Genomic DNA, 25,894 nt, shown 5'->3' with positions numbered 1-25,894 from the left:
GAGCTTGATCAGCGGCAGCTTCTTCGGGCGTACGTCCATCCGGCCGGCCTCGATCTTCGACAGGTCCAGGATGTCGTTGATCAGCTGCAGCAGGTCGGAGCCGGAGCGGTGGATCGTCGTGGCGAACTGCACCTCCTGGTCCGAGAGATGGCCGTCGGGGTTGTCCGACAGCAGGCGGGCCAGGATCAGCAGGGAGTTGAGCGGGGTGCGCAGCTCGTGCGACATGTTGGCCAGGAACTCCGACTTGTACTGCGAGCTGGTGGCCAGCAGGGCGGCCTTCTCCTCCAGTTCGGCGTTCGAGCGCTGCAACTCCGCCTGCTGCTTCTGCAGTTCGTCGGAGCGCTCCTGCAACTGCATCGCCAGCCGCTGGGACTCGCCGAGCAGGGACTCGGTGCGGGAGTTGGCGATGATGGTGTTGATCGCCACGCCGATGGTGTTCACGAACTGGTCGAAGAACGCCAGATGGACGTCGGAGAAGCGGGAGAACGAGGCGAGTTCGATCACGCCGAGGAGCTTGTCCTCGAAGAGGATCGGGATGATCACGACACTGGTCGGGGCCGCCTCGCCGAGCCCGCTGTTGATCTTGATGTAGTCCGGCGGGGCCTCATCGACCAGGATCCGCTTCTTCTCGCGGGCCGCCTGGCGCACCAGGCCGTGCACCGGCAGGCCGCCGGTCTCGACGGTCGCCCCCTGCGCCGAGCCGTAACCGGCGATGAACGCCAGCCCCTTCGCGGGGACGGTGGCCCGGATCGACGCTCCGTCCTCGTCCGGGTCGGCCAGGAAGAACGCGCCGTACTGGGCGTTCACCAGCGGGGTCAGCTCCCGCAGGATCAGGTCGGCGACCTCCATCAGGTCCCGGTGGCCCTGCATCAGGGCCGCGAGGCGGGCGAGGTTGGATTCCAGCCAGTCCTTGGCGCGGGTCGTCTCGCGGAGGTTGGCCACCATGAGGTTGATGTTGTCCTTGAGCTCGGCGACCTCGCCCTGGGTCTCCACCGTGATCGAGCGGGACATGTCGCCCTGCGCCACCGCGGAGGCCACCTCGGCGATCGCGCGGACCTGGGTGGTCAGGTTCGACGCCAGTTCGTTCACGTTGGTCGTCAGCCGCTTCCAGGTGCCGTAGACGCCCTCGACCCGTGCCTGGCCGCCGAGTTGGCCCTCCGAGCCCACCTCGCGGGCGACGCGGGTGACCTCCGAGGAGAAGGAGGAGAGCGTGTCGACCATGGTGTTGATGGCGGTCTTCAGCTCCAGGATCTCGCCGCGCGCGTCCACGTCGATCTTCTTCGACAGGTCGCCGTTGGCGACGGCGGTCGTCACCTGGGCGATGTTGCGCACCTGCGAAGTGAGGTTGTCCGCCATGTAGTTGACGTTGTCGGTCAGATCCCGCCAGACGCCGGACACCCCCAGCACCTGGGCGCGCCCGCCCAGCCGGCCGTCGGTGCCGACCTCGCGGGCCACGCGGGTCACCTCGTCGGCGAAGGCGCGCAGCTGCTCCACCATCGTGTTGACGGTGTCCTTCAGCTCCAGGATCTCGCCGCGCGCGTCGACGGTGATCTTCTTCGACAGGTCGCCGTTGGCGACGGCGGTCGTCACCTGGGCGATGTTGCGCACCTGCGAGGTCAGGTTCAGCGCCATGAAGTTGACATTGTCCGTGAGGTCCTTCCAGACCCCGGAGACGCCCCGCACCTGCGCCTGGCCGCCGAGGTTGCCCTCGGTGCCGACCTCGCGGGCCACCCGGGTGACCTCGTCGGCGAAGGCGGAGAGCTGGTCCACCATGGTGTTGATCGTCGACTTCAGCTCCAGGATCTCGCCCTTCGCCTCCACCGTGATCTTCTTGCCGAGGTCGCCCTGGGCGACGGCCGTCGACACCAGGGCGATGTTGCGGACCTGCGAAGTCAGGTTGTCCGCCATGAAGTTGACGTTGTCGGTGAGGTCCTTCCAGACCCCCGAGACGCCGCGCACCTGCGCCCGCCCGCCGAGGTTGCCCTCGGTGCCGACCTCGCGGGCGACCCTCGTCACCTCGTCGGCGAAGGCGGAGAGCTGGTCCACCATCGTGTTGATGGTCGACTTCAGCTCCAGGATCTCGCCCTTCGCGTCGACGGTGATCTTCTGTGACAGGTCGCCGTTGGCCACGGCGGTCGTCACCTGGGCGATGTTGCGGACCTGCGAAGTGAGGTTCGACGCCATGAAGTTGACGTTGTCCGTGAGGTCCTTCCAGACGCCGGAGACCCCGCGCACCTGCGCCCGCCCGCCCAGCTGGCCCTCGGTGCCGACCTCGCGGGCCACCCTCGTCACCTCGTCGGCGAAGGCGGAGAGCTGGTCCACCATCGTGTTCACGGTGAGCTTCAGCTCCAGCAGCTCGCCGGTCGCCTCGACCGTCACCGTGCGGGTCAGGTCACCGCGCGCCACCGCCGTCGTCACCAGGGCGATGTCGCGCACCTGAGCGGTCAGCCGGGCGGCCATCGTGTTGACCGCCTCGGTCACGTCCCGCCAACTCCCCGACAGACCCTGCACCTTGGCCCGCCCGCCGAGCCGCCCCTCGGTGCCCACCTCGCGCGCGACCCGGGTCACCTCGCCGGTGAACAGCGACAGCTGGTCGACCATCTTGTTCACGGCCCGGCCCAGCCGCCGCAGATCACCCCTGAGCTGCCGGTTGCCGTCGTGCAGGTCGACCCGCTGCGTCAGATCGCCCCCGGCCACCGCGTCCAGCACCCGGGTCGCGTTCGCCGCCGGGGCCACCAGGGCGTCCAGCAACTGGTTGACGTCGGTGACCCGGGTGGCCCAGGCACCCTGCCCCGGGCTCGCCGACAGCCGCTCGTCGAGCCGGCCGTGCCGCACCAGCTCCCGCTTGACCCGCTGCACCTCACGGTTGAAGTGCATGTTGCGGTCCGCGATCTGGTTGAAGACGGCGGTCAGTTCGGCCACCATGCCGTGCCCCGTCTCGGGGACCTTCGTGAAGTCGCCGTCCCGGGCCGCCGTCATCGCCGCGAGCAGCGGGCGCAGCTCCGATGCTCGGACTTGTTCGCATTCCTGTCCGTCTTCGAGCGAACGCATAGCACTGTTCTCACTCATGGCGGCCCACTTCGGTAACTCGGCGCTTATGGGCGTGGTCAGTCTGTCACTCTGTCCGCATCGACCGAGGCGTATTCGTCCGAACTGCTCGGGGAGCTGGACATGGGGGCCGTTCCGATCCAACGGAAGACCGCCGCCCGCGACGCGCCCGCGCACGGGGAGGCGCGCGAAGGCGCGCGGGCGTGGGCGCACGCCACCCTGCCCGGAAGCTCCGTCGCGCCCGGATCCGCCCGCGCGCTCGTACGCGCCGCCTTCGCCCGGTGGACGGAGGACGGGCTGCCCGGCGCCGACCGCCTCACCGACCGGCTCGCCGAGGACGCGCTGCTCGTCGTCAGCGAACTCGTCACCAACGCCGTCGTGCACGCCGGCACCGACGTGCACGTGAGCTGCCGGCTGGAGGACACCGCCGGCACCCTCCTCGTCGAGGTCCGCGACCAGCACCCCTCCCGGCCGCCCCGCGGCACGGACACCGAACCCGCGCGCGCGACGCACGAGTACGGCCGCGGACTGCGCCTGGTCGCCCGGCTCGCCGAGTCCTGGGGCGTCACCTACGGCAGGGGCGCCAAGACGGTGTGGGCACGGCTGCCGACCGAGGAGGACACGGCCGACGACGGCGGCGCGGTGGAGTACGGCCTCGACGTGGCCGGATTCCTCGCCCCCGAACCCCGGCGGGCCGAACACGACGCGGACTGGCTCCACCGCGGCGCCCTGTCCTTCCTCGCCGAGGCCTCCGACCTGCTCGCCGGGCAGCTCGACGAGAACCTGGTCGCCGCCCTCACCGGACAGCTGATCGTGCCGCGGCTCGCCGACTGGTGCGCCGTATGGCTGGAGGACGAGGTGATGGGCCGCTGGGAGACCCTCGACCCCGGACCGCCGCCCCACCAGGGCGGCGGCACCGGTCCACGGCTGGCCCGCGTCTGGCACGGCAGCGAGAACCGCATCGAGGAACTGCGGCGGGTGCTGGAGAAGGACCCGCCGCCCCCGCCCGGAGCCCTGCAGTCCGGGCCCGTCGCCCACCCCTGGCCGGCCGAGGCCCTCGACCCGCGCGACGCCCACGGCGCGGCGCTCGCCTACCGCCTGATCGCCGGCGGCCGCCCGCTGGGCACCCTCGTCATCGGCCGCGCCGGACTCCTGCGCTTCCCCGACGAGGTCACCGGGCTCGTCGAGGACCTCAGCCGCCGGGTGGCGCTCGCCGTCGGCACGGCCCGCCAGTACGCCCGCCAGGCCACCATCAGCAAGGTTCTGCAGCGCGGTCTGCTGCCCGCCGCCGTCGCCGAGATCCCCGGCGTGCGCAGCGCCCTCGTCTACGAGCCGTGCGACAAGGGCGGCCCCAGCGGCGACTTCTACGACCTCTTCCCGGCCGGCGACGGCCGCTGGTGCTTCGCCGTCGGGGACGTCCAGGGCAAGGGCCCCGAGGCCGCCGTCGTCATCGGTCTGGCCCGCCCCTGGCTGCGGCTGCTGGCCCGCGAGGGCTACGGCGTCGCCGGCGTCCTGGACCGCCTCAACCGGCTCCTTCTCGACGACGCCACGGAGGCCGCGGACGCGGCGGCCCGGGCCCTGGTCCAGCCGGTCGGCCCCGCCGACGGCCCGCAGACCCGCTTCCTGTCCCTCCTCTACGGCGAGCTGACCCCCTTCGACGGCGGGGTCCGCTGCACCCTCGCCTCCGCCGGGCACCCGCTGCCCCTGCTGCTCGGGGCCGACGGGGACGTGCGCACGGCCGCCCGGCCGCAGACCCTCCTCGGCGTCGTCGAGGACGAGACGTACACCAGCGAGAGCTTCGCGCTCGGCCCCGGCGACAGCCTGCTGTGCGTCACCGACGGCGTCACCGAGCGCCGCTCCGGCTCCGCCCAGTTCGACGACGCCGACGGCCTCGCCGCCGCGCTGGCCGGCTGCGCGGGCCTGAGCGCCGAGCTGATCGCGGAGCGCATCAGACGCCTGGTGCACGAGTTCGGCGGACGGCCGCCCGAGGACGACCTGGCGCTGCTGGTGCTGCAGGCGGAGTGAGCAACCGCGCCGGTACGGGACAATGGAAGGCATGCCTTCCGCACTCCCCGACGGCGAGCCGGTCCCCGCCGACGGCGCACTGCCCGCGTCCGCACTCACCGGGGCCGCCGACCGCCCCCTCGGCTTCTACCTGCACGTGCCGTACTGCGCCACCCGCTGCGGCTACTGCGACTTCAACACCTACACCGCCACCGAGCTGCGCGGCACGGGCGGAGTCCTCGCCTCCCGGGAGAACTACGCCGACACCCTGATCGACGAGATCCGCCTGGCCCGCAAGGTCCTGGGCGACGACCCGCGGCAGGTCCGCACGGTCTTCGTCGGCGGCGGCACCCCGACCCTGCTGGCCGCCGGCGACCTCGTACGGATGCTCGCCGCGATCCGCGACGAGTTCGGGCTCGCGGCGGACGCCGAGGTCACCACGGAGGCCAACCCCGAGTCGGTCGACCCCGCCTACCTCACCGCTCTTCGCGAGGGCGGCTTCAACCGGATCTCCTTCGGCATGCAGAGCGCCCGGCAGCACGTGCTGAAGGTCCTGGACCGCACCCACACCCCCGGCCGCCCCGAGGCGTGCGTGGCGGAGGCGCGGGCGGCGGGCTTCGAGCACGTCAACCTGGACTTGATCTACGGCACCCCGGGCGAGTCCGACGACGACTGGCGGGCGTCCCTGGAGGCGGCGATCGGCGCGGGCCCGGACCACGTGTCGGCGTACGCGCTGATCGTCGAGGAGGGCACGCAGCTGGCCCGCCGCATCCGCCGTGGTGAGATCCCGATGACCGACGACGACGTCCACGCCGACCGCTACCTGATCGCGGAGGACGTCCTGTCGGGCGCGGGCTTCGACTGGTACGAGGTCTCCAACTGGGCGACCTCGCAAGCGGCCCGCTGCCTGCACAACGAGCTGTACTGGCGCGGCGCCGACTGGTGGGGCGCGGGCCCCGGAGCGCACTCGCACGTCGGCGGGGTGCGCTGGTGGAACGTGAAGCACCCCGGCGCCTACGCGGCGGCCCTGGCGGCGGGGAAGTCCCCGGGGGCGGGCCGCGAGGTGCTCTCGGCGGAGGACCGGCGGGTGGAGCGCGTCCTGCTGGAGCTGCGCCTGCGCGACGGGGCGCCGCTGGACCTGCTGAAGCCGGCCGGGCTGGCGGCCGCGCGCCGGGCCCTGTCGGACGGACTGCTGCGGCAGGACCCGTACGAGGAGGGCCGGGCCGTGCTGACCCTGCGGGGGCGGCTGCTGGCGGACGCGGTGGTCAGGGACCTGGTCGACTGACCGCCGCCGGGTTCACTCCGGGGCCGTGACGAAGTCGATCAGTTCCTCGACGCGGCCCAGCAGCTCCGGCTCCAGGTCCTTGTAGGAACCCACCCGCTTCAGGATCGCCTGCCACACGGCGCCCGTGTTCTCCGACGGCCAGCCCAGCGCCCGGCACACGCCGGTCTTCCAGTCCTGGCCGTGCGGGACGCGCGGCCAGGCCTCGATGCCGAGGGACGACGGCTTCACCGCCTCCCAGATGTCGATGTAGGGATGCCCGACGACCAGCGCGTGCTCGCTGGTCACCTGCTGGGCGATCCGCCACTCCTTCGTGCCCGGCACCAGGTGGTCCACGAGGACGCCCAGCCGCGCGTCCGGCCCCGGCGCGAACTCGGCCACGATCGACGGCAGGTCGTCCACGCCCTCCAGGTACTCCACGACCACGCCCTCGATGCGCAGGTCGTCGCCCCAGACCTTCTCCACCAGCTCGGCGTCGTGCCGGCCCTCGACGTAGATCCGCCCGGCGCGGGCCACGCGCGCGCGTGCGCTCGGGACGGCGACCGAGCCGGACGCGGTGCGAGCGGGCCGTACGGGTGTGCCGCCGGCCGGGCGGACGAGCGTCACCACCCGGCCCTCCAGCAGGAAACCGCGCGGTTCCATCGGGAACACGCGGTGCTTGCCGAAGCGGTCCTCCAGGGTCACCGTGCCGGCCTCGCAGCGGATCACCGCGCCGCAGAAACCGGTACCGGCCTCCTCGACCACCAGACCGGGCTCCGCCGGGACCTCGGGAACCGGCTTCGGCTTCTTCCAGGGAGGGGTCAGGTCGGCGGAGTACTGGCGCATTCGAACGACGATAGGAGAAGACCCGCGGCGATCACCGCGACACGCCGAAACGCGCCGCCAGCGCGTCCCGTTGCGCCCGGACGAACCCCGCGTCCACCACCGCTCCGTGACCGGGCACGTACAGCGCGTCCTCGCCGCCCAGGTCGAGCAGGCGGTCGAGGGCGGCGGGCCAGTGCGAGGGCACGGCGTCGGGACCGGCCTGGGGCTCGCCGGACTCCTCGACCAGGTCGCCGCAGAAGACCACCTCGGGGGAGCCGGGGACCAGGACGGCGAGGTCGTGCGCGGTGTGCCCGGGCCCCACGTTCGCCAGCAGCACCTGCCGGTCGCCGCCCAGGTCCAGGGTCCACTCGCCGGAGACGTGATGGCGGGGCGCGACCAGCGAGTCCACCGCCTCCTCGGCCACGCGCGCGTCCAGCCCGTTGCGCACCGCGTCCTCGCGCAGCGCCTCACGCGCGTGCCGGGCGCCGAGCAGCGTGTCCACGCCCACCGCGCCGTACACCTCGGCGCCCGCGAACGCCGCCGCACCGAAGACATGGTCGAAATGCGGGTGGGTCAGCGCGAGATGGGTCACACGGTGCCCGGCCAGTTCCCCGGCCTGCGCACGCAGCAGCGCGCCCTCCGCGAGGCTCGATCCCGCGTCGATCACCAGGGCCGTGCCGTCCCCGACGACCAGCCCCGCCGTGCAGTCCCAGCCGGGCAGCCGGCACCGGCCGACCCCGGCCGCCACCCGCTCCCACCCGAGCTCTTCCCAAGTCACCGTCATACCGCGACGCTAGCCGGAGCAGCCCGTGAGGCGGGACCGACCTTGCCTCGGCGGTACCCCACCGCCGTACACTGGGCCGGGGAGTGCTGGCACTCGGACGGACAGAGTGCCAGGCCAAGTGCCAGGGGACGACAGCTGGAGGTGTGCGCGATGCTGAGTGAACGACGACTTCAGGTGCTGCGCGCCATCGTCCAGGACTATGTCGGCACCGAGGAGCCGGTCGGGTCCAAGGCCCTGACCGAGCGGCACAACCTCGGCGTGTCCCCGGCCACGGTCCGCAACGACATGGCGGCCCTGGAGGACGAGGGGTTCATCGCCCAGCCGCACACCAGCGCCGGGCGCATCCCGACCGACAAGGGCTACCGCCTGTTCGTCGACAAGCTCGCCGGTGTGAAGCCGATGACCGCGCCCGAGCGGCGCGCGATCCAGAACTTCCTCGACGGCGCCGTCGACCTGGACGACGTGGTGGCCCGGACCGTGCGGCTGCTGGCGCAGCTGACCCGGCAGGTCGCCGTCGTGCAGTACCCGTCGCTGACCCGCTCGACCGTGCGGCACGTGGAACTGCTCTCGCTCGCCCCCGCGCGGGTGATGCTCGTGCTGATCACGGACACCGGGCGGGTGGAGCAGCGGATGGTCGACTGCCCGGCGCCGTTCGGGGAGGCCTCGCTCGCGGATCTGCGGGCGCGGCTGAACAGCCGGGTCGCGGGGCGCCGCTTCGCGGACGTGCCGCGGCTGGTCGAGGACCTGCCCGAGGGTTTCGACGTGGAGGACCGGGGCACCGTCTCGACAGTGCTTTCCACCCTCCTCGAGACTCTCGTCGAGGAGAACGAGGAGCGGCTGATGATCGGCGGAACCGCCAATCTGACCCGCTTCGGACATGACTTCCCCCTCACCATCCGGCCGGTGCTGGAGGCGTTGGAGGAACAGGTGGTCCTCCTCAAGTTGCTCGGCGAGGCAGGGGATTCGGGCATGACCGTACGCATCGGTCACGAGAACGCCTACGAGGGACTCAACTCCACGTCCGTGGTCTCGGTCGGCTACGGTTCGGGCGGCGAGGCAGTCGCCAAACTCGGCGTGGTCGGACCGACCCGCATGGATTACCCGGGAACGATGGGAGCGGTACGCGCAGTGGCACGGTACGTCGGACAGATCCTGGCGGAGTCGTAAGTGGCCACGGACTATTACGCCGTTCTCGGCGTGCGCCGCGACGCGTCGCAGGATGAGATCAAGAAGGCGTTCCGGCGGCTCGCACGCGAGCTGCACCCGGACGTCAACCCCGATCCGAAGACCCAGGAGCGGTTCAAGGAGATCAACGCCGCCTACGAGGTGCTGTCGGACCCGCAGAAGAAGCAGGTCTACGACCTCGGTGGCGACCCGCTCTCGCAGGCGGGCGGCGGTGGCGCGGGCGGCTTCGGCGCGGGCGGCTTCGGGAACTTCTCGGACATCATGGACGCCTTCTTCGGTACGGCGTCCCAGCGCGGTCCGCGCTCGCGCACCCGGCGCGGCCAGGACGCGATGATCCGGCTGGAGATCGAGCTGGACGAGGCGGCCTTCGGCACGACCAAGGACATCCAGGTCGACACGGCCGTCGTCTGCAACACCTGCAACGGCGAGGGCGCGGCCCCCGGCACCTCCGCGCAGACGTGCGACATGTGCCGCGGCCGCGGTGAGGTCTCGCAGGTGACCCGGTCCTTCCTGGGCCAGGTCATGACCTCCCGGCCCTGCCCCCAGTGCCAGGGCTTCGGGACCGTCGTCCCCACCCCGTGCCCGGAGTGCGCCGGCGACGGCCGCATCCGCTCCCGCCGCACGCTGACGGTCAAGATCCCCGCCGGTGTCGACAACGGCACCCGCATCCAGCTCGCGGGCGAGGGCGAGGTCGGTCCGGGCGGCGGCCCGGCCGGTGACCTGTACGTCGAGATCCACGAACTCCCGCACTCCACCTTCCAGCGGCGCGGCGACGACCTGCACTGCACGGTCACGATCCCGATGACGGCGGCGTCCCTCGGCACCAAGGTGCCGCTGGAGACGCTGGACGGCATGGAGGAGGTCGACATCCGGCCCGGCACCCAGTCCGGCCAGTCGATCCCGCTGCACGGCCGGGGCGTCACGCATCTGCGCGGCGGCGGCCGGGGCGACCTGATCGTCCACGTCGAGGTCCAGACCCCGACGAAGCTCGACCCCGAGCAGGAGCGGTTGCTGCGGGAGCTGGCGAAGCTGCGGGGCGAGGAGCGGCCGCAGGGGCAGTTCCAGCCGGGGCAGCAGGGGTTGTTCTCGCGGCTGAAGGACGCGTTCAACGGGCGGTGAGCCGGGGGCGGGGGCCCGCTCGCCGTTGCCGGGGGCCTGCGGCCCCCGGACCCCCGCTTCGGCCCTGGACGGGCCTCGTCCTCAAACGCCGGACGGGCTGACATTGCGCGGGCCGGTGTTCCGGTGAAGCCCGGAGTCGGCCCCCGCCCTGAAGCCCCGGACGGGCTGGTACGGGCGCCGCGTGCCAAGGGGACGGGTCGATTCGGACTTGTTCGGGGGACGTGACAACATGCGGGCATGTCCTCCGCGCTGACCGATCTCTTCCCCCACCCGATCGTGCAGGCCCCCATGGCGGGCGGCGTCTCCGTGCCTCATCTCGCCCAGGCCGTGTCCGAGGCGGGCGGGCTGGGGTTCCTGGCCGCCGGGTACAAGACCGCCGACGGCATGTACCAGGAGATCAAGCAGCTCCGCGGACTGACCAAGCGCCCCTTCGGCGTCAACCTCTTCATGCCGCAGCCCGACCACACCGACCGGTCCGCCGTCGAGGTCTACGCCCATCAGCTGGCCGGCGAGGCCGCCTGGTACGAGGTCGAGCTGGGTGACCCCGACAGCGGCCGCGACGACGGCTACGACGCCAAGCTCGCCGTGCTGCTGGACAACCCGGTGCCGGTGGTGTCGTTCCACTTCGGTGTGCCCAGCCGGGAGGTCGTCGACTCGCTGCACCGCCTCGGCACGTACACCCTCGTCACCGCGACCACCGCGGAGGAGGCGCTGGCCGTCGAGCGGGCCGGCGCCGACGCGGTGATCGCGCAGGGCGTGGAGGCCGGCGGCCACCAGGGCACCCACCGCGACCTGCCGGAGAGCGACGGCTCCGGGATCGGCCTGCTCTCCCTCGTCGCCCAGATCCGCGAGACCGTGAGCCTGCCCATCGTCGCCGCCGGCGGCATCATGCGCGGCAGCCAGATCGCCGCCGTCCTCGCGGCGGGCGCGACCGCCGCCCAGCTCGGCACCGCGTTCCTCGCCACCCCCGAGTCCGGTGCGGCCGCCGTCCACAAACAGGCCCTGACCAACCCCCTGTTCGTGCGTACGGAGCTCACCCGCGCCTTCTCCGGCCGCCCCGCCCGCGGCCTGGTCAACCGCTTCCTGCGCGAGCACGGCCCGTACGCCCCCGCCGCCTACCCCGACGTCCACCACCTCACCGCGCCGCTGCGCAAGAAGGCCGCCGCGGGCGGGGACGCGCAGGGCATGGCGCTGTGGGCCGGGCAGGGCCACCGCATGGCCCGCGAGATGCCCGCCGGGCAGCTGGTGGAGGTCCTGGCCGCCGAACTCGACGTGGCCCGGACAGCGTTGTCGGACAAGGGAGGACTGCGATGACCGCGCCGGTGTTCGTCGTGGAGTCGCTGGAGGGCGTCGGCCCCGGCTCGGTCGTCGAGGTGGAGGGGCCCGAGGGACGGCACGCGGTGTCGGTGAAGCGGCTGCAGGCCGGCGAGGACGTGGTGCTGACCGACGGCAGGGGCCGCGGCGCGGCCGGGGTCGTCCTCAGCGCCTCGGGGAAGGACCGGCTCGTCGTCGAGGCCGTCGACCTTCCCGTGGAAGCGGAACCCTCCCCGCGGATCACGGTCGTCCAGGCCCTGCCCAAGGGCGACCGCGGCGAGCTGGCGGTCGAGACGATGACCGAGACCGGGGTGGACGCGATCGTCCCCTGGCAGGCCGCCCGCTGCATCACGCAGTGGAAGGGCGAGCGGGGACTGAAGGCGCTCGCCAAGTGGCGGGCCACCGCCCGCGAGGCCGGCAAGCAGTCCCGCCGGCTGCGCTTCCCGGAGGTCGCGGACGCGGCGACGACCAAGCAGGTTGCGGCACTTCTCGCCAAAGCCGACTTCGCCGCCGTACTGCACGAGGACCGCGACTACGGCAGCGAGCCGCTGGCGACCGCCGAACTCCCCGCCGAGGGCGAGATCGTGCTGGTCGTCGGGCCCGAAGGGGGCATCGCCCCGCAGGAGTTGGAGCTCTTCGAGGAGTCGGGCGCGAAGGCGTACCGGCTCGGGCGCAGCGTGCTGCGCACCTCGACCGCCGGCACCGCTGCCACCGCCCTGCTCCTCGGCCGCACCGGCCGCTGGTCCTGACCGGGCGGGTACGGAGAACACCATGGAACTCGCCCAGGTCCGGCTCCTCGTCGGCGACTTCGCCGCCTGCTACCGCTTCTACGCCGAGGTCCTCGGCCTCAAACCGCAGTCGGGGGCGGCCGAGGGACCGTACGAGAAGTTCAGCCCGGCCACCGGCGCGGCGGGCATCGCGCTGCAGGACCGTTCGATGATGGCCGAGGTCCTGGGCGAGATCGGCGACGAGGCCAGCGGCCACCGCTCCCTGGTGGTGCTGCGCGTCGACGACCTGGACGCGTACTGCGAGGCCGTCACCGGGCGCGGCGCCGTCCTGCTGCACGGCCCGGCCCCCATGACGGACCGTCTGCGGGTCGCCCATCTCAAGGACCCCGAGGGGAACCTGGTGGAGCTGCAGGAGTGGCTGCTGCTGCGGGGCTGAACACCGCAAGGGGGCGCGTGGGGCGCTTTCGTGGCCGTATGCGCCCTACCGTACGGCCGCCGTCAGTGGCAGGCTGCCTTCCATGGGGGCGTTGAGGCGCATCGGGCGGCGGCCGCGGGGACGGCGAGTGGTGGCCGGGGCGGGGTTCGCCCTGCTGGCCTTCGGCGGGGCCGTGGCGTGTGATCCGGGCGGGCTCAGTTCCGCGGCCGTGGCCTACACGACCGACCTGACCGCGACCGCCGAGCTCAAACGGCAGCACGTCGACGTCCAGTGGCTCAGCTGCACCGCCAACTACGGCAACAACAACCAGAACGCGTCCGGCGGTGCCGCACCCTCGGCGAGCGAGACCACCGTCGCCGACGTCGACTGCCAGGGGCAGACCAAGGACGGCAAGGAGATCACCGTCACCGGGAAGGTCACCCGCGCGGTCGACGGCGCCTGTGTGCGCGGCGACCTCACCGCCAAGGTCGGCGGCAAGACCTGGTTCCACGTCAGCGGCCTCGGCAACTGCACCTCCACCCCGTCGCCCATCGTCCACAACCCGGGCAACGGCAACCAGCCGGGTCCCACCGTCACCGTGACCGTCACCCGGACCATCTGGTGCAAGGGCGACCCGACGTGCTGGCCGGTCCAGGGCAAGTGATCCAAACCCCTGCCCCGCGCCGGTCCTGCTGCCTACAGTGATCGGGTGACCCAGCTCGCAGCCTCCGCGTATCTCCGGTATCCGCATCTGCACGGCGAGTTGATCGCCTTCACCGCCGAGGACGACGTGTGGATCGCGCCCCTCGACGGCGGCCGGGCCTGGCGGGTCAGCGCCGACAACGTCCCCGTGGACCACCCGCGCATCTCGCCCGACGGCGCCACCGTCGCCTGGACCTCCGCCCGCGACGGCGCCCCCGAGGTGCACGTCGCCCCCGTCGACGGCGGCCCCGCCAAACGCCTTACCTATTGGGGGAGTTCACGCACCCAGGTGCGCGGCTGGACCCCGGACGGCCACGTCCTCGCCATCAGCACCTACGGCCAGGCCAGCCTGCGCCGCAGCTGGGCCCGCGCGATCCCGCTGGACGGCGGCCCGGCCACCACCCTCCCGCACGGCCCCGTCGGCGACGTCGCCTTCGGCCCCGCGACCGTCCTGCTGTCCGCGCCGATGGGCCGCGAGGCCGCCTGGTGGAAGCGCTACCGGGGCGGTACGGCGGGCAAGCTGTGGATCGACCCGGACGGCGACGGCGAGTTCGTCCGGCTGCACGAGGAGCTGGACGGCAACCTGGAGAGCCCCGTCTGGGCCGGCGACCGCATCGCCTTCCTCTCCGACCACGAGGGCGTCGGCGCCGTCTACTCCTCCCTCGCCGACGGGTCCGACCTGCGCCGGCACACCCCCGTCGACGGCTTCTACGCCCGCCACCTGGCCGGCGACGGCAGCCGGCTGGTGTACATGTCCGCCGGTGAGCTGTGGATCCTCGACGACCTCGACGGCGCCGAGCCGCGCCGCCTCGACGTCCGGCTCGGCGGCCCCCGCGTCGACCTCCAGCCGTTCCCGGTGAACACCGCCCGCTGGTTCGGCTCCGCCCACCCCGACCACACCGCCCGCGGCAGCGCGGTCGCCGTCCGCGGCGCGATCCACTGGGTCACCCACCGCTCCGGCCCCGCCCGCGCCCTCGCCGCCGAACCGGGCGTGCGCGCCCGGCTGCCGCGTACCTTCCGCGCCGACGGCGAGGAGCACGTCGTCTGGGTGACCGACGCCGAGGGCGACGACGCCCTGGAGTTCGCGCCCGCCACCGGCACCGCGCCCGGAGCCACCCCGCGCCGGCTGGCCGCCGGACAGCTCGGCCGGGTCCTCGGCCTCGCCGTCGCCCCCGACGGCAGCCGGGTCGCCGTCGCCACCCACGACGGCCGCGTCCTGCTCGTCGAGCGGGACAGCGGCGAGGTCCGCGAGGTCGACCGCAGCGCCGACGGCGAGGTGAGCGGCCTGGTCTTCTCGCCCGACTCCGGCTGGCTGGCCTGGTCCCACCCGGGCCCGCGCCCGCTGCGCCAGCTCCGGCTGGCCAACACCACCGACCTGTCGGTCACCGAGGCGACCCCGCTCCGCTTCCGGGACTACTCGCCCACCTTCACCCTGGACGGCAAGCACCTCGCCTTCCTCTCGGCGCGCTCCTTCGACCCCGTCTACGACGAGCACGTCTTCGACCTGGCGTTCGTCGGCGGCTCCCGCCCGCACCTGATCACCCTGGCGGCGACCACCCCGTCCCCGTTCGGCCCGCAGCGCCACGGCCGCCCCTTCGAGGCGCCGGACAAGGACGAGACCCCGGACAGCGAGGGCGCCCCCAGCACCCGTATCGACCTCGAAGGGCTCGCCGACCGGATCGTGCCCTTCCCCGTCGAGGCCGCCCGCTACTCCACCCTGCGGGCCGCCAAGGACGGCGTGCTGTGGCTGCGTCACCCGGTGCGCGGCGTCCTCGGCGCCTCCCGCGCCAACCCGGACGACCCCGACCCCGAGAGCCGGCTCGAACGCTACGACCTGGCGCAGCAGCGCATCGAGCACCTGGCCTCCGACGCCGACCACTTCGCCGTCAGCGGCGACGGCAAGCGCGTCCTGCTGTGGACCGACGGCAAGCTCAAGGTCGTCCCCAGCGACCGGCGGGCCTCGAACGACGACGAGAGCGACAGCAACATCACCGTCGACCTCGGCCGCATTCGCCAGACCGTCGACCCGGCCGCCGAGTGGCGCCAGATGTACGACGAGACCGGCCGGCTCATGCGGGACAACTTCTGGCGTCCCGACCTCGGCGGCGTCGACTGGACCGGCGTACTCGACCGCTACCGTCCCGTCCTCGACCGCGTCGCCACCCACGACGACCTGGTCGACCTGCTCTGGGAGGTGCAGGGCGAACTCGGCACCTCGCACGCCTACGTCACCCCGCGCGGCAACCACGGCCACGGCGAGCGCCAGGGGCTCCTCGGCGCCGACATCTCCCGTCACGAGGACGGCAGTTGGCGCATCGACCGCATCCTGCCCGCCGAGACCTCCGACCCCGCCGCGCGCTCCCCGCTCGCCGCGCCCGGCGTCGCCGTACGCCCCGGGGACGCGATCGTCGCGGTGGCCGGCCGGCCGGTCGACCCGGTGACGGGCCCCGGCCCCCTCCTGGTCGGCACGGCGGGCAAGCCGGTCGAGCTCACCGTGCTGCCCTCCGGCGGCGGCGACCCCCGCCACGCGGTCGTCGTCCCCGTCGCCGACGAGGAACCCCTGCGCTACCACGCCTGGGTCGGCGACCGCCGCGCCTACGTCCACGAGAAGTCCGGCGGCCGCCTGGGCTACCTGCACGTTCCCGACATGCAGGCCCCGGGCTGGGCCCAGATCCACCGCGACCTGCGGATCGAGGTCGCCCGCGAGGGTCTGGTCGTCGACGTCCGCGAGAACCGCGGCGGCCACACCTCCCAGCTCGTCGTCGAGAAACTGGCCCGCAAGATCGTCGGCTGGGACCTGCCCCGCGGCCTGCGCCCCTACAGCTACCCCGAGGACGCGCCCCGCGGACCCGTGGTCGCCGTCGCCAACGAATTCTCCGGCTCCGACGGCGACATCGTCAACGCCGCCATCAAGGCGCTCGGCATCGGCCCGGTCGTGGGCACCCGCACCTGGGGCGGCGTCATCGGCATCGACAGCCGCTACCGCCTGGTCGACGGCACGCTCGTCACCCAGCCGAAGTACGCGTTCTGGCTGGAGGGCTACGGGTGGGGCGTGGAGAACCACGGCGTGGACCCGGACGTGGAGGTCGTACAGCGCCCGCAGGACTACGCGGCCGGCCGGGACGCCCAACTGGACGAGGCCGTCCGCCTGGCACTGGAGGCCCTGGAGGAACAGCCCGCCAAAACACCGCCGGACCTGCCCACCTGACGGCGATACGATGCCCACCTAGACGATCAACCGCCTGGAGGAACCGATATGGCCGGGGAACCGCAGGACGACTGCCTGTTCTGCAAGATCATCGCAGGGCACGTCCCCGCGACGATCGTGCGCGAGACGGACACGACCGTCGCCTTCCGGGACATCAACCCCCAGGCGCCCACCCACGTCCTGGTGATCCCCAGGGCCCACTACCCGAACGCGGCCGAACTGGCCGCCGCCGCACCGGAACTCGCCGCCGACGTCCTGCACGAGACGAAGGAGGTCGCCGACGAGGAGAAGCTCGACAGCTACCGCGTCGTCTTCAACACCGGCCCCGGCGCCGGCCAGACCGTCTTCCACGCGCACGCCCACGTCCTCGGCGGCCGCGGCCTGCAGTGGCCCCCCGGCTAGCCGACGCATCGTGTCCGTACGCGAATTGGTGGTCCTCGGCACGGCCAGCCAGGTCCCGACCCGGCACCGCAACCACAACGGCTATCTGCTCCGCTGGGACGGCGAGGGCATCCTCTTCGATCCCGGCGAGGGCACCCAGCGCCAGATGCTGCGTGCCGGGGTCGCCGCGCACGACCTGAACCGCATCTGCGTCACCCACTTCCACGGCGACCACTCCCTCGGCCTGGCCGGCGTGATCCAGCGGATCAACCTCGACAAGGTCCCGCACGAGATCACCGCCCACTACCCGAAGTCCGGGCAGCGCTTCTTCGACCGGCTGCGGTACGCGACGGCGTACCGCGAGACCGTCGGCGTCACGGAGGCGCCGGTGGACCGGGACGGCCCCCTGGCCGCCACCCCGTCGTACACCCTCGACGCCCACCGGCTCTCCCACCCCGTGGAGTCCTACGGCTACCGCCTCACCGAGCCCGACGGCCGCCGGATGCTGCCCGACCGGCTCGCCGCGCACGGCATCAAGGGCCCCGACGTGGGCCGCCTGCAGCGCGAGGGTTCGCTGGGCGGCGTCTCGCTCGACGACGTCAGCGAGGTCCGCCGCGGTCAGCGGTTCGCGTTCGTCATGGACACCCGCCTGTGCGAGGGCGTGCACGCGCTGGCCGACGGCTGCGACCTCCTCGTCATCGAGTCGACCTTCCTCGACGAGGACACCGACCTCGCGGTCGAGCACGGCCACCTGACCGCGGGCCAGGCGGCGGCCGTGGCCCGGGACGCGGGTGTGCGGCACCTGGTGCTGACGCACTTCAGCCAGCGCTACACCGACCCCGAGGAGTTCGAGCGGCAGGCGAGGGCGGCCGGCTTCGAGGGAGAGCTGACCGTCGCGCACGATCTCCTGCGGGTACCGGTTCCGAAACGTCGGTAAAACACCCGTACGATACTGCGATGCCCCTCCCCAAAGCTGAACTGCACCTCCACATCGAAGGCACCCTGGAGCCGGAGCTCGCCTTCGAGCTGGCCGCCCGCAACGGCGTCGAGCTGCCGTACGCCGACACGGACGCCCTGCGCAAGGCCTACGACTTCCAGGACCTGCAGTCCTTTCTGAACCTGTACTACGAGCTCATGGCCGTCCTGCGCACCGAGCAGGACTTCGCGGACCTGGCGGACGCCTACCTCGCCCGGGCCGCCGCGCAGGGCGTGCGGCACGCGGAGATCTTCTTCGACCCGCAGGCCCATCTGGCGCGGGGCGTGGACATGGGCACGGTGGTGGAGGGGCTGTGGCGGGCGCTGGGGAGCAGCGAGGCGAGGCACGGCATCTCCACCCGGCTCATCCTGTGCTTCCTGCGTGACGAGTCCGCGGAGTCGGCGCTGGAGACCCTGCGGGCCGCCGAGCCGTACCTGGACCGGATCACCGGCGTCGGTCTGGACTCGGCCGAGGTCGGCCACCCGCCGGTGAAGTTCCGCGAGGTGTACGAGGCCGCCGCCGCCCTCGGACTGCGGCGCGTCGCGCACGCGGGCGAGGAGGGGCCGCCGGAGTACGTCACCGAGGCGCTGGACGTCCTCGGCGTCGAGCGGGTCGACCACGGGCTGCGCTGCATGGAGGACCCCGCGCTGGTGGCCCGGCTGGTCCGCGACCGCGTCCCGCTGACCCTGTGCCCCCTGTCGAACGTCCGCCTGCGCACGGTCGACACCCTGGCCGACCACCCGCTTCCGGCCATGCTGGACGCGGGACTGATGTGCACGGTCAACTCCGACGACCCGGCCTACTTCGGCGGCTACGCGGGCGACAACTTCGACGCCGTGCGGCAGACGCTCGGGCTGTCGGAGGACCGGCTGCGCGAGCTGGCCCGCAACTCCTTCCTCGCCTCCTTCCTGGAGGACGACGAGGAGCGCCGGGCCCGGTACCTCGCCGAGGTGGAGGCGTACGCGTTCTAGGCGGCGGCCGTGGTGTCGTAGGCGAGCGTGGTCTCCACGGGGATCTCCACGACCGGCAGCGAGCGTCGTCCGGCGCCCAGCGCGACCAGCGTCATGGGCACGGCGATCACCAGGAGCCCGCACGCCAGCACCGCCCCCATCATCGGGAACCCCGCACGAGTCGCCAGCACGCTCCCCGTCAGCGGCCCCGCCGCCGTCCCCAGCGAGGACGCCGACCCCACCAGCACCGCCCAGCGCCCCCGTGGGTCCAGGGACGCGGCGAGGCCGATGACGTACGACAGGACGACCGGGTAGAGCAGGTTCCAGGCGATCTCGCCGGCCGCGAAGGACGTCAGGTCGGCGGCGGACGCGCTCAGCACGACGCAGCCCGCGATGACGGCCGTGCCGCCGCCGACCGGCAGCGCCCGTCCGAACCGGGGTCCGATCGCGCCCGCGACCGTCACGCCCAGCAGCCCGGCGCCGAGCGCCACCGCGAAGACCGCGCCGACGGCGGCCTCCGTCAAGTGGGCCTGGGCCAGGCCGATCCGGCCGCTGACACCCCACAGGGCGTTCTGGGCGAGGGACCAGCAGAGCATGGTGGCGGCGAGGACCGCGCCGGGGCGGCGGTGGGGGAGGCGGCCGCCGTCCAGGGGGCTGTGCGCGGCCGCCGTACGGACCGGGAGGCGGCCGGTGAGCGGCCAGACGGCCAGGGCGGTGAGGGCGATCGCGGCCAGCGGCTGCCCGTGGCCCGGGCCGAGGTGGGGGACCGTCAGATAGACGGCGCCCGCGAGGGCGGAGACGCCGAGCAGGCCGAGGGTGGTCGTGCGGTGCGGGTCGGGCTGTGCGGCGATTCCGGTCGCGGCGACCGTCGTGGCCGTGCCGGAGCCGAGGCCGCCGATCAGGGCGCCGACGACGACCGCCGGGACGCTGCCGGTCAGCGCGGCGGTGCCGTAGCCGAGGACGGCCAGGGTCAGGCCGATACGGGCCAGGGTGCGGGCGCCGATCCGCTCCACCCGCGAGGCGAGGACGAATCCGGCGGAGGCGGAGCTCAGCAGCAGCGCGCTGCCGAGCGCGCCCGCCTGCGTGGTGGTCAGCGGCAGTCCCGAGTCCAGCCGGCCCACGGTGGTGGGCAGCAGGTAGGGAGCGAGGTACCCGGCCGTGAAAAGGGCGACGAGGGGCCAGGCGATGGTGCGGGGGGCGAACACGGGCGTTCCCAGGGCATGCGAAAGGAGCGGTGCGAGAAGGGGGTGGGGCGCAGGCCGTCGACGGACAGGAACGCGCGAGCAAGTTGTATCAAGCACGCGGTTACGGAAGAAGGGGCGGGGGTGTGATGTGGCGCACGTTGTGTTTGGGGTGGGAGGGTTCGGGTAGGAGCGGGCCTCGCTCGGCGCCTCAGCGCCAGTGCGCCGAGCCACCCGCGCCCGGTGCGGTCGCCTCGATCTTGGCCCTGATCTCCCGCATCACCGCCACGATCCGCTCCTCGTGCCCGGGTGTCAGCCGGGCTACCGGCACCGAGCAGCTGACCGCGTCCTGTGCCGGTGTGTCGTAGCGCAGCGCGAAGCCGAAGCCGACGATGCCGAGGACGCCCTCCTCGCGGTCGATCGCGTAGCCGCGGGCGCGCACCTCGGCGAGATCGGCGGCGAGCGCCGGCCGGGTGGTGAGGGTGTTGGCTGTGAGGGCCTCATAGGGGCCTTCGGGCAGGTCCTCGTCGGGGCGCTCGGCCAGCAGCGCCTTGCCCAGGGCGCCCACGTGCGCCGGGAGGCGGCGGCCGACCCTGCTGATCGTGCGCAGGTACTCGTGCGACTCACGGGTGGCCAGATAGGCGACGTCCCGGCCGTCCAGGCGCCCCAGGTGGATCGTCTCGCCCAGCGCCTCCGACGCCTCGTCCAGGTACGGCCGTACGGCCCGCACGCGGGGGTCGGAGTCCAGATAGCTGGTGCCGGTCAGCAGGGCGTGGATGCCGATGCCGTAGAGGGAGCCGGTGACGTCCGTGCGCACCCAGCCGCGGCCGATCAGCGTCTGGAGCAGGGCGTACATCGAGCTGCGCGGCACCTGGAGGGCCTCGGCCAGCTCCTGCAGCCGGGCCGGCCGGTCGCCGCGCGCGGCGAGCAGTTCCAGCAGCTCGACCGTCCGCGCCGCGGACTTCACCTCGCGTACGCCACCGCCTGTCTCCGACATGGGGCGATGGTAGTCCGCCGGTACGTGCCCGTTGACGGACGTGGTTCACCTATCTAGTCTCTGTCTTCATACGTGGATGACATCTACATGGGGAGACGACGTGACGGGCGAGACGGAAACGACTGCGCGAAGGCTGCGGCACGGCATGGAGAGCGGGGTGCTCTCCTTCCCCCTCACCTCCTTCCACGACGACGGCTCCCTCGACCTGGACGGCTTCCGCGCCCATGTCGCGGCCCAGCTCGCCACCGCGCCCGGCGCCGTGTTCCCCGCCTGCGGCACCGGCGAGTTCTTCTCGCTGGACGAGGAGGAGTACCGGCAGGTCGTGACCGCCGCCGTCGAGGAGGCTGGCGGGAGGGTCCCCGTCGTCGCCGGGGTCGGCTACGGCTGGGCGCAGGCCGCCCGGTTCGCCCGCGTCGCCGAGGAGGCCGGCGCCGACGCGCTGCTGGTGCTCCCGCACTACCTCGTCGCCGCCCCGCAGGACGGCCTCGTCGCCCAGCTGGAGCGGCTCGCCGCCCGCACCCGGCTCCCGCTCGTCGCCTACCAGCGCGGCCAGGTCGCCTACACACCGGCCGCACTGCGGCGGATCGCGGACATCCCGAACGTCATCGGCCTCAAGGACGGACACAGCGACCTCGACCGCCTCCAGCGCCTCACCCTGGCCGCCCCCGAGGGCTTCCTGTTCTTCAACGGCGCCGCCACCGCCGAGATCCAGGCCCGCGCCTACGCCACCGTCGGCGTCCCCGCCTACTCCTCCGCCGTCCACGCCTTCGCCCCCGAGATCGCGAACGCCTTCTTCGGCGCCCTGCGCGCGGGCGACGACAAGGGCGTGGAGCGGCTGCTGCGGGACTTCTACGTCCCGTTCGTCGAACTCCGCGACCGCGTGCCGGGATACGCCGTGTCCCTGGTCAAGGCCGCCGCCCGGCTCCGCGGCCGCCCCGTCGGCCCCGTCCGCGCCCCGCTCACCGACCCCTCACCCGCCGATCTCGCCGACCTGGAGACCCTGCTCGCCTCCGGACTCGACCTCGTAGGAGCGACCCTGTGAACCTCACGATCACCGACGTACGGCTGACCCCGATCCTGGTCGCCGATCCGCCGCTGCTGAACACACAGGGCGTGCACCAGCCGTACACCCCGCGGCTGATCGTGGAGGTCGTCACCGCCGACGGGGTCACGGGAGTCGGCGAGACCTACGGCGACACCAAGTACCTGGAGCTGGCCCGGCCCTTCGCGCAAAGGCTCGTGGGGCGGCCGGTCAGCGATCTGAACGGCCTGTTCACCGTCGCCGACGAGGTCGCCGTGGACGAGGCCCGGACCTCCGGGCAGGTCGACGTCGGCGGGCTGCGCGGGGTGCAGACCGCCGACAAGCTGCGGCTGTCCGTCGTCTCCGGCTTCGAGGTCGCCTGCCTGGACGCCCTCGGCAAGGCGCTCGGGCTGCCCGTGCACGCCCTGCTCGGCGGCAAGGTGCGCGACACCGTCGAGTACAGCGCCTACCTGTTCTACAAGTGGGCCGGCCATCCCGAGGGCGTGCCCTGCGAGCAGGACGACTGGGGAGCCGCCCTCGACCCGGCCGGGATCGTGGAGCAGGCACGGCGGTTCACGGAGCGGTACGGGTTCACCTCGTTCAAGCTCAAGGGCGGGGTGTTCCCGCCGGAGGAGGAGATCGCCGCCGTCCGGGCGCTGGCCGCCGCCTTCCCCGGCCACCCCCTGCGCCTGGACCCCAACGGCGCCTGGTCGGTCGCCACTTCACTGAAGGTGGCGAAGGAACTGGGCGACGTCCTGGAGTACCTGGAGGACCCCGCGCTCGGCACCCCCGCCATGGCCGAGGTCGCCGCCGGCACCGACGTGCCGCTCGCCACCAACATGTGCGTGACGACGTTCGCCGAGATCAGGGAGGCGTTCACCAAGGACGCCGTCCAGGTCGTCCTCTCCGACCACCACTACTGGGGCGGACTGCGCAACACCCAGCAACTGGCCGCGATCTGCCGCACGTTCGGCGTCGGCGTCTCCATGCACTCCAACACCCACCTCGGCATCAGCCTGGCCGCGATGACCCACGTGGCCGCGACCGTCCCGAACCTCCACCACGCCTGCGACTCCCACTACCCCTGGCAGTCGGAGGACGTGCTCACCGAGCGGCTGACCTTCGACGCGGGCGCGGTGAAGGTCTCCGACGCACCCGGTCTCGGCGTCCGGGTCGACCCCGACAAGCTGCGGTTCCTGCACCGGCGGTGGCTGGACGACGACGGTTCGCTGCGGGACCGCGACGACGCGGCGGCCATGCGGGTCGCCGACCCCGAGTGGCGGACACCGGCCGTACCGCGCTGGTAGCCGCGCCCCGGCGGGACGGGACGGGCGGGGCCCAAGCGGCGGCCGACCGCCGGTGATGTGGTGCACACTTGGCCTGAACCGCACCACGCCAGGGGAGTGCCCGTGATCGCGCCCAACGGAAAGGGACCGTCGCCCATCACCGAGGGACCGCAGTGCCAGGCCCGGGTCGACCCCCTGGCCGCCCTGCGCGCGCCGGACGACCCGCCCTGGGACGTGTACCTCACCGGTACCGTCTTCCTGGACATCATCTTCACCGGGCTCGACTCCGCCCCGGTGCGCGGGACCGAGTCCTGGGCGCGCGGCATGGGGTCGAGCCCCGGCGGCGTCGCCAACATGGCCACCGCGCTCGCCCGCCTCGGGCTGAGGACGTCCCTCGCGGCCGCCTTCGGCGACGACCACTACGGCGAGTACTGCTGGGACGCCCTGGAGCAGGGTGAGGGCATCGACCTCTCGCCCTCCCGCACCGTCCCCGGCTGGCACTCCCCGGTCACCGTCTCCATGGCGTACGAGGGCGAGCGCACCATGGTCTCCCACGGCCACGAGCCGCCCCCCGAGGCGGCCCTCCGCCGGGCGGCCGCCCCCGACTGCCCGCCCCGCGCGCGGGCCGCCGTCGCCTCCCTCACGCCGGGCCGGCGCGAGCCCTGGATCGCCCGGGCCGCCGCCCACGGCACCCGGGTCTTCGGCGACGTCGGCTGGGACGACACCGGCGCCTGGGACCTGGCGGGACTGGCCGACCTGGAGCACTGCGAGGCCTTCCTGCCGAACGCCGAGGAGGCGATGCGGTACACGGGGGCCGGCTGCCCCCGGGCCGCCGCCCACGCCCTGACCGAACACGTGCCGCTCGCCGTCGTCACCCTCGGCGCGGAGGGCGCCTACGCCGTGGACCGGCGCACCGGCGAGAGCGCCGAGGTGCCCGCCATCGACGTGGAGGCCATGGACCCCACCGGCGCGGGGGACGTGTTCGTCGCCGGCTTCGTCACCGGCACCCTCGCGGGCTGGCCGCTCGCCGACCGGCTGGCGTTCGCGGGGCTCACCGCCGCCCTGTCGGTGCAGGAGTTCGGCGGGTCGCTGTCGGCGCCGGGCTGGTCGGAGATCGCGGCCTGGTGGCGCAGGGTGCAGTCGGTGGAGGGCCAGGACCCCGCCGCCCTGCGCCGGTACGCCTTCCTGGAGCACCTGATCCCGGAGGAGGCCGCACGCCCCTGGCCCCTGCGCCGCGCGGTCCCCACCATCGGCTTCCGGCAGGCGTAGGCCCCGCCGCACCGCACCCGGCCCGCGGGGGGTCGGGCCGTCGAAAAGTCCTACGGCGTTGTCAGTTCACCGGCGTACCCTGGAAACCGCCAGGCCGCCCTTGTGGCGTGCGTGCCGTATCTAGGAGGACGAGCAAGGCCTACAGAGCCGGCCCATGACTCAGACACCCACAGCTCACACCCCCGCGCAGGAGCAGGCGAGAGCGCAGTTCACCGTCCCCGCCCAGCACCCCATGGTGACCGTCCTGGGGTCCGGCGACTCCCTCCTGCGCGTGATCGAGAAGGCCTTCCCGGGGGCCGACATCCACGTCCGGGGCAATGAGATCAGCGCGGTCGGCGACCCGGTCGAGGTGGCCCTCGTCTCGCGCGTTTTCGAAGAGATGATGCTGGTGCTCCGCACCGGGCAGCCGATGACGGAGGACGCAGTGGAACGCTCGATCGCCATGCTGAAGGCGAGCGAGAACGGGACGAGCGACGGCCAGGAGACCCCGGCCGAGGTACTGACGCAGAACATCCTGTCCTCCCGTGGTCGCACCATCCGCCCCAAGACCCTCAACCAGAAGCGGTACGTCGACGCGATCGACAAGCACACGATCGTCTTCGGCATCGGCCCCGCCGGTACGGGCAAGACCTACCTCGCCATGGCGAAGGCGGTGCAGGCCCTGCAGTCCAAGCAGGTCAACCGGATCATCCTGACCCGCCCCGCGGTCGAGGCCGGCGAGCGCCTGGGCTTCCTTCCCGGCACGCTCTACGAGAAGATCGACCCGTACCTGCGCCCGCTGTACGACGCGCTGCACGACATGCTCGACCCGGACTCGATCCCGCGGCTGATGGCGGCCGGGACGATCGAGGTCGCGCCGCTGGCGTACATGCGCGGCCGCACGCTCAACGACGCCTTCATCATCCTCGACGAGGCCCAGAACACCTCGCCCGAGCAGATGAAGATGTTCCTCACCCGCCTCGGCTTCGACTCGAAGATCGTGATCACCGGTGACGTGACGCAGGTCGACCTGCCGAACGGCACCAAGTCGGGTCTGCGCCAGGTCCAGGACATCCTCGAGGGCCTCGACGACGTCCACTTCTCCCGGCTGTCCTCCCACGACGTCGTACGGCACAAGCTGGTGGGCCGTATCGTCGACGCGTACGAGAAGTACGACAGCAAGCACGGCACCGAGAACGGCTCCCACAAGGGCGGCCGGGGCAGGCAGTCCGGGCACAAGGGGAAGTAGAAAACCACAGCG

At 72.9% G+C, this 25,894-nt stretch carries 21 protein-coding genes; 16 read left to right on the top strand and 5 right to left on the bottom strand.

Annotated elements, in window-relative coordinates; genetic code table 11:
• Positions 1-3,069 (bottom strand): HAMP domain-containing protein (locus tag M8J74_RS03145; RefSeq protein ID WP_249834930.1); only part of this gene is annotated, 3,069 nt, incomplete at its 3' end.
• Positions 3,070-3,171: 102 nt separating this feature from the next.
• Between M8J74_RS03145 and M8J74_RS03140 the strand changes: the two genes are divergently transcribed.
• Both M8J74_RS03140 and hemW read left to right on the top strand, forming a co-directional pair.
• The gene (locus M8J74_RS03140; RefSeq protein ID WP_249834929.1) at positions 3,172-5,073 is read left to right on the top strand and encodes an ATP-binding SpoIIE family protein phosphatase; all 1,902 of its coding nucleotides are present in this window, start codon (positions 3,172-3,174) and stop codon (positions 5,071-5,073) included.
• Positions 5,074-5,104: 31 nt separating this feature from the next.
• Positions 5,105-6,337, top strand: coding sequence for a radical SAM family heme chaperone HemW (hemW, locus tag M8J74_RS03135; RefSeq protein ID WP_249834928.1), 1,233 nt, complete (start codon positions 5,105-5,107; stop codon positions 6,335-6,337).
• 12 nt (positions 6,338-6,349) lie between these two features.
• Here hemW and M8J74_RS03130 read toward each other — a convergent pair whose 3' ends face one another.
• Both M8J74_RS03130 and M8J74_RS03125 read right to left on the bottom strand, forming a co-directional pair.
• Complete coding sequence (locus M8J74_RS03130; RefSeq protein WP_058925357.1) at positions 6,350-7,159, bottom strand: DUF3097 domain-containing protein; 810 nt, start codon at positions 7,157-7,159, stop codon at positions 6,350-6,352.
• Between the two features lie 31 nt (positions 7,160-7,190).
• Positions 7,191-7,922: an MBL fold metallo-hydrolase gene (locus M8J74_RS03125; protein ID WP_249834927.1), complete on the bottom strand. Its 732-nt coding sequence runs from the start codon at positions 7,920-7,922 to the stop codon at positions 7,191-7,193.
• A 150-nt stretch (positions 7,923-8,072) separates the two neighbouring features.
• Here M8J74_RS03125 and hrcA point away from each other — a divergent pair, with 150 nt between their 5' ends.
• The 10 genes from hrcA (at position 8,073) to M8J74_RS03075 (ending at position 18,921) form a co-directional block, all read left to right on the top strand.
• Positions 8,073-9,089, top strand: coding sequence for a heat-inducible transcriptional repressor HrcA (hrcA, locus tag M8J74_RS03120; RefSeq protein ID WP_058925359.1), 1,017 nt, complete (start codon positions 8,073-8,075; stop codon positions 9,087-9,089).
• Positions 9,090-10,226 carry a molecular chaperone DnaJ gene (dnaJ, locus tag M8J74_RS03115; RefSeq protein WP_058925360.1) on the top strand — a complete coding sequence of 379 codons (1,137 nt, stop codon included), beginning with the start codon at positions 9,090-9,092 and terminating at the stop codon, positions 10,224-10,226. It abuts the gene before it with no gap.
• Positions 10,227-10,463: 237 nt separating this feature from the next.
• Positions 10,464-11,540 (top strand): nitronate monooxygenase, encoded by a 1,077-nt coding sequence (locus M8J74_RS03110; RefSeq protein WP_249834926.1) that lies wholly within the window; start codon positions 10,464-10,466, stop codon positions 11,538-11,540.
• On the top strand, positions 11,537-12,289 hold the full coding sequence (locus M8J74_RS03105) for a 16S rRNA (uracil(1498)-N(3))-methyltransferase (protein WP_249834925.1): 753 nt from the start codon (positions 11,537-11,539) through the stop codon (positions 12,287-12,289). The genes M8J74_RS03110 and M8J74_RS03105 overlap by 4 nt, the downstream gene beginning before the upstream one ends.
• 22 nt (positions 12,290-12,311) lie before the next feature.
• On the top strand, positions 12,312-12,704 hold the full coding sequence (locus M8J74_RS03100; protein ID WP_249834924.1) for a VOC family protein: 393 nt from the start codon (positions 12,312-12,314) through the stop codon (positions 12,702-12,704).
• An 82-nt stretch (positions 12,705-12,786) separates the two neighbouring features.
• Positions 12,787-13,347 (top strand): hypothetical protein, encoded by a 561-nt coding sequence (locus tag M8J74_RS03095; protein WP_249834923.1) that lies wholly within the window; start codon positions 12,787-12,789, stop codon positions 13,345-13,347.
• Positions 13,348-13,392: 45 nt separating this feature from the next.
• A complete protein-coding gene (locus M8J74_RS03090; protein ID WP_249834922.1) occupies positions 13,393-16,593 on the top strand; it encodes a S41 family peptidase in 3,201 nt (1,066 codons plus the stop codon).
• A gap of 48 nt (positions 16,594-16,641) precedes the next feature.
• Complete coding sequence (locus M8J74_RS03085) at positions 16,642-16,995, top strand: histidine triad nucleotide-binding protein (RefSeq protein WP_249834921.1); 354 nt, start codon at positions 16,642-16,644, stop codon at positions 16,993-16,995.
• Between the two features lie 10 nt (positions 16,996-17,005).
• A complete protein-coding gene (locus tag M8J74_RS03080) occupies positions 17,006-17,911 on the top strand; it encodes a ribonuclease Z (protein ID WP_249834920.1) in 906 nt (301 codons plus the stop codon).
• Positions 17,912-17,931: 20 nt separating this feature from the next.
• Positions 17,932-18,921, top strand: a complete 990-nt coding sequence (locus M8J74_RS03075) for an adenosine deaminase (RefSeq protein ID WP_249834919.1) — start codon at positions 17,932-17,934, stop codon at positions 18,919-18,921.
• On the opposite strand, the gene M8J74_RS03070 is transcribed toward M8J74_RS03075, so the two are convergent.
• Together M8J74_RS03070 and M8J74_RS03065 are read right to left on the bottom strand one after the other, a co-directional pair.
• Positions 18,918-20,105 (bottom strand): MFS transporter, encoded by a 1,188-nt coding sequence (locus tag M8J74_RS03070; protein WP_249834918.1) that lies wholly within the window; start codon positions 20,103-20,105, stop codon positions 18,918-18,920. The two genes, M8J74_RS03075 and M8J74_RS03070, sit on opposite strands and share 4 nt — an antisense overlap.
• A 187-nt stretch (positions 20,106-20,292) precedes the next feature.
• Positions 20,293-21,078, bottom strand: a complete 786-nt coding sequence (locus M8J74_RS03065) for an IclR family transcriptional regulator (RefSeq protein WP_249834917.1) — start codon at positions 21,076-21,078, stop codon at positions 20,293-20,295.
• A 76-nt stretch (positions 21,079-21,154) separates the two neighbouring features.
• On the opposite strand from M8J74_RS03065, the gene M8J74_RS03060 reads away from it, so the two are divergent.
• The 4 genes from M8J74_RS03060 to M8J74_RS03045 all read left to right on the top strand — a co-directional run bounded on the left by M8J74_RS03060 (position 21,155) and on the right by M8J74_RS03045 (position 25,882).
• Complete coding sequence (locus tag M8J74_RS03060) at positions 21,155-22,120, top strand: 5-dehydro-4-deoxyglucarate dehydratase (protein WP_372500099.1); 966 nt, start codon at positions 21,155-21,157, stop codon at positions 22,118-22,120.
• Positions 22,117-23,406, top strand: coding sequence for a glucarate dehydratase family protein (locus M8J74_RS03055; RefSeq protein ID WP_249834916.1), 1,290 nt, complete (start codon positions 22,117-22,119; stop codon positions 23,404-23,406). Before M8J74_RS03060 ends, M8J74_RS03055 begins: the two co-directional genes overlap by 4 nt.
• 102 nt (positions 23,407-23,508) lie before the next feature.
• Positions 23,509-24,654 carry a carbohydrate kinase family protein gene (locus M8J74_RS03050; protein WP_372500098.1) on the top strand — a complete coding sequence of 382 codons (1,146 nt, stop codon included), beginning with the start codon at positions 23,509-23,511 and terminating at the stop codon, positions 24,652-24,654.
• Positions 24,655-24,808: 154 nt separating this feature from the next.
• A complete protein-coding gene (locus tag M8J74_RS03045; RefSeq protein WP_249834915.1) occupies positions 24,809-25,882 on the top strand; it encodes a PhoH family protein in 1,074 nt (357 codons plus the stop codon).
• The last annotated feature ends 12 nt before the right edge of the window (positions 25,883-25,894 follow it).

The sequence above is a fragment of the Streptomyces panaciradicis genome, from assembly GCF_023516615.1.
GTDB classification, from domain to species: domain Bacteria; phylum Actinomycetota; class Actinomycetes; order Streptomycetales; family Streptomycetaceae; genus Streptomyces; species Streptomyces panaciradicis.
Note: the sequence above shows the minus strand (reverse complement) of the source record. Positions and strands in the feature narration are given on the sequence as shown.

Excerpts from the sequence above, each read along its gene's own strand:
- M8J74_RS03130 (WP_058925357.1), bottom strand. The coding sequence starts at position 7,159 with ATGCGCCAGTACTCCGCCGACCTGACCCCTCCCTGGAAGAAGCCGAAG.
- M8J74_RS03095 (WP_249834923.1), top strand. The coding sequence starts at position 12,787 with ATGGGGGCGTTGAGGCGCATCGGGCGGCGGCCGCGGGGACGGCGAGTG.
- M8J74_RS03105 (WP_249834925.1), top strand. The coding sequence starts at position 11,537 with ATGACCGCGCCGGTGTTCGTCGTGGAGTCGCTGGAGGGCGTCGGCCCC.
- M8J74_RS03075 (WP_249834919.1), top strand. The coding sequence starts at position 17,932 with ATGCCCCTCCCCAAAGCTGAACTGCACCTCCACATCGAAGGCACCCTG.
- M8J74_RS03125 (WP_249834927.1), bottom strand. The coding sequence starts at position 7,922 with ATGACGGTGACTTGGGAAGAGCTCGGGTGGGAGCGGGTGGCGGCCGGG.
- M8J74_RS03065 (WP_249834917.1), bottom strand. The coding sequence starts at position 21,078 with ATGTCGGAGACAGGCGGTGGCGTACGCGAGGTGAAGTCCGCGGCGCGG.
- M8J74_RS03085 (WP_249834921.1), top strand. The coding sequence starts at position 16,642 with ATGGCCGGGGAACCGCAGGACGACTGCCTGTTCTGCAAGATCATCGCA.
- M8J74_RS03100 (WP_249834924.1), top strand. The coding sequence starts at position 12,312 with ATGGAACTCGCCCAGGTCCGGCTCCTCGTCGGCGACTTCGCCGCCTGC.
- M8J74_RS03060 (WP_372500099.1), top strand. The coding sequence starts at position 21,155 with ATGACATCTACATGGGGAGACGACGTGACGGGCGAGACGGAAACGACT.
- M8J74_RS03045 (WP_249834915.1), top strand. The coding sequence starts at position 24,809 with ATGACTCAGACACCCACAGCTCACACCCCCGCGCAGGAGCAGGCGAGA.
- hrcA (WP_058925359.1), top strand. The coding sequence starts at position 8,073 with ATGCTGAGTGAACGACGACTTCAGGTGCTGCGCGCCATCGTCCAGGAC.
- hemW (WP_249834928.1), top strand. The coding sequence starts at position 5,105 with ATGCCTTCCGCACTCCCCGACGGCGAGCCGGTCCCCGCCGACGGCGCA.
- M8J74_RS03110 (WP_249834926.1), top strand. The coding sequence starts at position 10,464 with ATGTCCTCCGCGCTGACCGATCTCTTCCCCCACCCGATCGTGCAGGCC.
- M8J74_RS03140 (WP_249834929.1), top strand. The coding sequence starts at position 3,172 with ATGGGGGCCGTTCCGATCCAACGGAAGACCGCCGCCCGCGACGCGCCC.